Source organism: Actinosynnema sp. NPDC059797, from assembly GCF_042732085.1.
Taxonomy (GTDB): domain Bacteria; phylum Actinomycetota; class Actinomycetes; order Mycobacteriales; family Pseudonocardiaceae; genus Actinosynnema.
This window is the reverse complement of sequence record NZ_JBHWIE010000423.1, coordinates 1-5631: the sequence shown is the minus strand read 5'-3', so window position 1 is coordinate 5631 and position 5631 is coordinate 1. Positions and strand designations below refer to the sequence as shown.

Here is a 5631-nt window from a genome sequence, read left to right as displayed (position 1 = left end):
CACACAGGCCCCCGGCTCCGTCGACGCCGCAGCCGGCGAAGAAGAAAAAGAAGAAGTTCTCCCCGGTGGTCCTGCTCGCCGCCGGCGGCGCCGTCGTCGCCACCGCGATCGCCGCCCTGGCGTCGGTGCTGGCCTCCGGCCCGCCGCCGGAGGCCGGTCCGCCGGAGCCGCAGGCCGAGATCAGCACCGCGATCGAGACCTCGGTGACGATCGCGCCGGACGGCAGCACGTCCACGGTCTTCGTCACCGTCACCACGCGCCTGCCGGTGACGCAGCGGCGCGAGGCGGCCGGCCCACCGAAGTCGGAGCAGGGCGAGCGCGAGCGCGAGCAGGCGCCGACGAACGCGAACGCGCCCCAGCGGACGAGCGCGGCGCCGTTGCGGCCGCAGCCGGTCTCGCAGGCGCCGAACAGCCCTTCGAGCGCTCCGCCGTCGTCCGCCGAACCGTCGCCGTCCTCGTCGTCGTCCGCCGCGGTCCCGACCACCACCACCGCCACCACGACGCCGCCGACGACGACCAGCGGGTCCGACTAGCTACCAGACGTCGCCGTCGCGCCAGTCGCAGGTGAGGTCGCCGGACAGGTCGACCGGCTCCACCGGCAGGACGAGCACCCCCTCGTCCTCCTCCTCGGTGCGCCGGACGCCGTCCGGCGTGAGCGCGAACGTCCTCCCCCGCCACGGCAGCCACCCGCGCCCCTCGTAGAGCCGCCGGGCCTCGTCCGAGGCGCTGAGCGCGCCGAGGTCGTACGCGCCGCGCACGACCTCCTCCAGCGCCGCCATGAGGGCGCCGCCGACACCGCGGCGGCGGTGGGAGGCCCGCACGGCGACGCCCTCCACGTAGCCGACCCGCAGCACGCGCCCGCCGAGGACCATCAGGCGCTGCACGACCGCGCCGTGCCCGACCAGCTCGTCGCCGTCGCGCGCGAGGGCGTGCACGCCGCCCAGGGCGTGCGCCCAGTCCTCGTCGGAGAACTCGCCGTCGAACGCCTCGTCGAGCAGGTCCCGGGCGGCGGCGCGCGTCGTCCCGGGCAGTTGCCAGGTGTGGAGCAGGGAGACAGGTGACACGCTTCACACCCTATGCGTGTCACGGACCCCGCCCCCGTCCCGCTCTCCTCGTGCGACGAGAGGACGGGAACATGGCAGAGCACATCGTGGTGGTCGGCGCGGGCTACACGGGTCTGGCGGCGGCCAAGCTGGCGGCGAGGTGGACGGGCTGCCGGGTCACCCTGGTCAACGAGCGGGACCGGTTCGTCGAACGGGTCCGGCTGCACCAGCTGGCCACCGGGCAGCGGCTGCGCGACCTCCCGCTCGCGGACCTGGTCCGGGGCACGGGCGTCGAGCTCGTCGTGGACCGGGTCACCGGCATCGACGCCGACGTGCGCCGGGTGCGCCTCGCCAACGGCTCGCTGACCTACGACCGGCTGGTCTACGCGCTGGGCAGCCGGGCCGACCTCGGCGTGCCGGGCGCCGCCGAGCACGCGCACCCGCTGTCGACCGCGGAGGACGCGGAGCGGCTCGCCGGCGCGCTGCGGACCGCCCGCGTGGTGGCCGTGGCCGGCGGTGGGCTGACCGGGATCGAGGCCGCCGCGGAGCTGGCCGAGGCGCGGCCGGACCTGACCGTGCTGCTGGTCACCGGCAGCCGGTTCGGGACGGGCCTGTCGGCGAAGGGGGTGCGGCACCTGCGCTCGGCGTTCGACCGGCTGGGCGTCCGGGTGCGCGACCGGGCGCGCGTCGCCGAGGTGCGCGCCGACGGCCTGGTGCTCGACACCGGCGAGCTGGTGGCGGCCGACGCGGTCGTGTGGACGGCGGGCTTCCGCGTGCCGGAGCTGGCCCGCGAGGCCGGGTTCGAGGTGGACGGGAACGGGCGCCTGGTCGTCGACCAGACCCTGGTCTCGGTCTCGCACCCGGAGGTCGTGGGCGTCGGCGACGCCGCCGCGATCCGGCGGGAGGACGGGCTGGAGCTGCGCATGGCGTGCGCGACGGGCCTGCCGACCACCCAGCACGCGGTGCGGTCGCTGGCGGGCGGCCTGGCCGGCGAGGAGCCTCGACCGCTGCGCTTCCGGTACTTCAACCAGTGCATCAGCCTGGGCCGCCGCGACGGGCTGATCCAGTTCGTGCGCGCCGACGACACCCCGGTCGAGCGGGTCCTCACGGGTCGCGCGGCGGCCCGCTACAAGGAGCTGGTCGTGCGGGGCACGGTCCTGTTCGAGCGGCACCCCGTGCTGCCCGTCGGGTGAGCGCCCGGGTCCCCGGGGTCGAGGGGTCCCCGGGTCCCCGGGTCCTCGAGGTCCTCAGGGTTCGAAGCGGTAGCCCATCCCCGGCTCGGTCACCAGGTGCCGGGGGTGGGCGGGTTCCGGCTCCAGCTTGCGGCGCAGCTGCGCCAGGTACACGCGCAGGTAGTGGGTCTCCTTCGCGTACTGCGGGCCCCACACCTCCTGGAGCAGCTGCTTCTGCGCCACGAGCCGGCCCCGGTTGCGGGCCAGGATCTCCAGCAGGCCCCACTCGGTGGGCGTCAGGTGCACCTCGGCGCCGTCCCGGAGCACCTTCTTGGCCGCCAGGTCCACGGTGAACGACGCCGTCTCCACGACCGCGTCCTCGCCCTCCGCGACCGCCGCGCGCCGCACCGCCGCCCGCAGCCGGGCCAGCAGCTCGTCCATCCCGAACGGCTTGGTCACGTAGTCGTCCGCGCCCGCGTCGAGCGCCTCGACCTTGTCGGTGGAGTCGACGCGGGCGGACAGCACGATGATCGGCACGGTCGTCCAGCCGCGCAGCCCGGCGATCACCTCGGTGCCGTCCACGTCGGGCAGGCCCAGGTCGAGCACGACCACGTCCGGCTTGCCCTCGGCGGCCGCCTTGAGCGCGGCCGTGCCGTCGTGCGCGGTCAGCACCGCGTAGCCGCGCGCGGACAGGTTGATCCGCAACGCCCGCACGATCTGCGGCTCGTCGTCGACCACCAGCACCTTCGTCACGCTGAGACACTACGCCCGGCGACCGGACCGCTGCCGCGCACGACGGCGTGCCGCGCACTTCCTGATGCGCCCTTGACGTCGCGGACCGGGCTTTTTATGCCGTTCTGACGACTTGTTCTCCGCATAGGTGCGGACACGGTGAGTACATCCGGGTGCGAATGAATTCATTCTCTGGACAGCAGTAGTGCGATAGTGCGAATGTCCTGTCCGAATTCGGACACTTGCTCACACACGGTGAGCCGCGAGGAGGTCTTTGATGACCACCAGTGTGACTAATCAGAGCGTGACCAATCAGGACGCCTTACAACTCGTGGTCGCCGTTCACCGGCTGATCCGCAGCCTGCGCCAGTCCGCGTCCGTGCGGCGGCTCCAGCCCACCCAGCTGCTCGTGCTGGCGGAGCTGGCGTCACAGGGACCGATGCGGATCGGCGAGATCGCGGTGCGGGCGCTGTGCTCGCAGCCCACGGCGACCACGGTGGTGACGGGCCTGGAGTCGAACGGCCTGGTGCGGCGCGAGGCCGACCCCGCCGACGGGCGGGCGACCATCGTCGAGCTGACCGGGCTCGGCCGGGACACCATCCTGTCCCTGGCGCACGGCGAAGCGGAGTTGCTGTCCGAACGACTTTCCCGGCTCAGTGCCGAAGAACGGGAAAACCTGCGTTCGGTAACGCCGTTGTTGCGAAGACTTGCCGATCCCGCCCGGTGAGGTCAGGGGCGGCCGGTCAACCCCGCGGGCGCGGTTGGCAACGGGGGCACGAATACGACGAGCGGTTCATGAAGGGCTCCCGCCTGACCGCCGTGCCGCACCGCCGGCACGGCTCGCCCTCGCGCCCGTAAACGGCCAGGGACCGGTCGAAGTAGCCCGACTGGCCGTTCACGTTGACGTAGAGCGCGTCGAACGAGGTGCCGCCCTGGCCCAGCGCCTCGTGCATGACCTGCGTGGCGTGCGCGAGCAGTTCGGCGGCCTTCGGCCGGCTCAGCTTGTCCGCGGCCCGCAGCCCGTGCAGGCGGGCGCGCCACAGCGCCTCGTCGGCGTAGATGTTGCCCACGCCCGACACCAGGGTCTGGTCGAGCAGGGCGCGCTTGACCTCGGTCCGCCGCCTGCGCAGCGCGGCGACTGCGGCGTCGGCGTCGAACGCCGGGTCCATCGGGTCGCGCGCGATGTGCGCCACGGGCGACGGCAGCAGCGCGCCGTCGACCTCCACGACCTCGGCGAGCGCGAGCCCGCCGAACGTGCGCTGGTCGACGAAGCGCAGCTCGGGGCCGCCGTCGTCGAACCGCACGCGCACCCGCAGGTGCTTCTCGTCCGGCGCGCCGACCGGCTGCACGAGCATCTGGCCGCTCATGCCGAGGTGCGCCAGCATCGCGTCACCGCCCGACAGGTCGACCCACAGGTACTTGCCGCGCCGGCGGGCGGCGCGCAGGGTCTGGCCGGTCAGGCGCACGGCGAAATCCGCCGCACCGGGCAGGTGGCGGCGGATCGCTCGCGGGTGGAGGACGTCGACCCCGGCGACGGTCCTCCCGGCGACGTGCTCGTGCAGCCCGCGGCGGACTACTTCGACCTCGGGCAGCTCGGGCACGGGTGGCCGGTCAGTCCTCGGACGCGCGCTCGGCGGCCTCGGCCTGCTCCAGCTCCTCCAAGCGCTCGTAGGCGGCGGCCTGCGGCTTGGTGGGCTTGAGCATCCAACCGCCGTTCTGGGCGGTGTCGCGCACCAGGACGAGGCCCTGGATGCCGCCGTTGCGGGTGGCGTTCAGCGGACGGGCCGGGCGCGTGTGGCGCGCGCGGCGGTGCGTCCGGACGTTCGTGGCATACATTTCGGCGTCAGTCTTCCTGAGTAGGTGAAGCCTGCGAGTTCGCCGAGTCGGGGGCGTGGCCGTTACCGGCCGCAGCGGCTTCCTGCTCCGCGGCGACCCGTTCGTGGAGCACGCGGTAAGCGGCCTCGGCCGCCTTCTGCTCGGCTTCCTTCTTCGTGCGGCCGTCACCGGTGCCGTACGGCTGGCCACCGACGTACACCGTGGCGGTGAACTCCTTGCGGTGGTCCGGTCCCTGGTCGTCGACCCGGTACTCGGGAACGCCCAGGCCCTCCGACGCGGTCAGCTCCTGGAGGCTGGTCTTCCAGTCCAGGCCCGCACCGCGGCGGGGCGCCTCGGCCAGCAACGGGTCGAACAGGTGGTGGACCAACGTGCGCGCGGTGTCGATGCCGAACTGGAGGTACACCGCGCCGATGACGGCTTCCAGGCCGTCCGCGAGGATGCTCGCCTTGTCCCTGCCGCCGGTCAGCTCCTCGCCCCGACCGAGCAGCAGGTGACCGCCGAGACCGTCCTCGCCCAACCCCCGGGCCACTCCGGCCAGGGCGTGCATGTTCACCACGCTCGCGCGGAGCTTGGCGAGCTGACCCTCGGGCAAGTCCGGGTGCGTGCGGTACAGGTGGTCCGTGACGACCAGACCGAGCACCGCGTCACCGAGGAACTCCAGTCGCTCGTTGGGCGGCAGACCGCCGTTCTCGTACGCGTACGACCGGTGCGTGAGCGCGAGCGTCAGCAGCTCGGCGTCCAAGGGGACGCCGAGCGCTGCGAGCCACGTGGCGCTGTCGGCGCAACGACCGCCCGACGACCTACACCCCCCAGATCACCGCGACATTCGCCAGGGAGAACAGGCCGGG

The 5631-nt window shown here is 73.4% G+C and carries 7 protein-coding genes and 1 pseudogene; 3 read left to right on the top strand and 5 right to left on the bottom strand.

The genetic code is table 11. From position 1 onward, the window contains the following. A pseudogene (locus ACFV4N_RS38930) lies at positions 1–533 on the top strand (hypothetical protein); the annotation flags it as partial. Here the strand turns inward: ACFV4N_RS38930 and ACFV4N_RS38925 are convergent. Continuing rightward, on the bottom strand, positions 534–1064 hold the full coding sequence (locus ACFV4N_RS38925) for a GNAT family N-acetyltransferase (protein ID WP_499677697.1): 531 nt from the start codon (positions 1062–1064) through the stop codon (positions 534–536). It abuts the pseudogene before it with no gap. Positions 1065–1135: 71 nt separating this feature from the next. Between ACFV4N_RS38925 and ACFV4N_RS38920 the strand changes: the two genes are divergently transcribed. Beyond that, positions 1136–2236 carry an NAD(P)/FAD-dependent oxidoreductase gene (locus ACFV4N_RS38920; RefSeq protein ID WP_499677696.1) on the top strand — a complete coding sequence of 367 codons (1101 nt, stop codon included), beginning with the start codon at positions 1136–1138 and terminating at the stop codon, positions 2234–2236. A gap of 54 nt (positions 2237–2290) precedes the next feature. Here the strand turns inward: ACFV4N_RS38920 and ACFV4N_RS38915 are convergent, their stop codons facing one another. Continuing rightward, on the bottom strand, positions 2291–2968 hold the full coding sequence (locus tag ACFV4N_RS38915; RefSeq protein WP_499677695.1) for a response regulator: 678 nt from the start codon (positions 2966–2968) through the stop codon (positions 2291–2293). Between the two features lie 256 nt (positions 2969–3224). Here ACFV4N_RS38915 and ACFV4N_RS38910 point away from each other — a divergent pair, with 256 nt between their 5' ends. Further along, the gene (locus tag ACFV4N_RS38910; protein WP_499677694.1) at positions 3225–3674 is read left to right on the top strand and encodes a MarR family winged helix-turn-helix transcriptional regulator; all 450 of its coding nucleotides are present in this window, start codon (positions 3225–3227) and stop codon (positions 3672–3674) included. A gap of 16 nt (positions 3675–3690) precedes the next feature. On the opposite strand, the gene mutM is transcribed toward ACFV4N_RS38910, so the two are convergent. From mutM to rnc, 3 genes are read right to left on the bottom strand one after another with little or no spacing between them, the layout of a single operon-like run. After that, positions 3691–4548: a bifunctional DNA-formamidopyrimidine glycosylase/DNA-(apurinic or apyrimidinic site) lyase gene (gene mutM, locus ACFV4N_RS38905; protein WP_499677693.1), complete on the bottom strand. Its 858-nt coding sequence runs from the start codon at positions 4546–4548 to the stop codon at positions 3691–3693. Positions 4549–4558: 10 nt separating this feature from the next. Continuing rightward, the gene (locus ACFV4N_RS38900; protein ID WP_499677692.1) at positions 4559–4783 is read right to left on the bottom strand and encodes a hypothetical protein; all 225 of its coding nucleotides are present in this window, start codon (positions 4781–4783) and stop codon (positions 4559–4561) included. 7 nt (positions 4784–4790) lie between these two features. Next, the gene (rnc, locus tag ACFV4N_RS38895) at positions 4791–5525 is read right to left on the bottom strand and encodes a ribonuclease III (protein WP_499677691.1); all 735 of its coding nucleotides are present in this window, start codon (positions 5523–5525) and stop codon (positions 4791–4793) included. Positions 5526–5631: the final 106 nt, after the last annotated feature.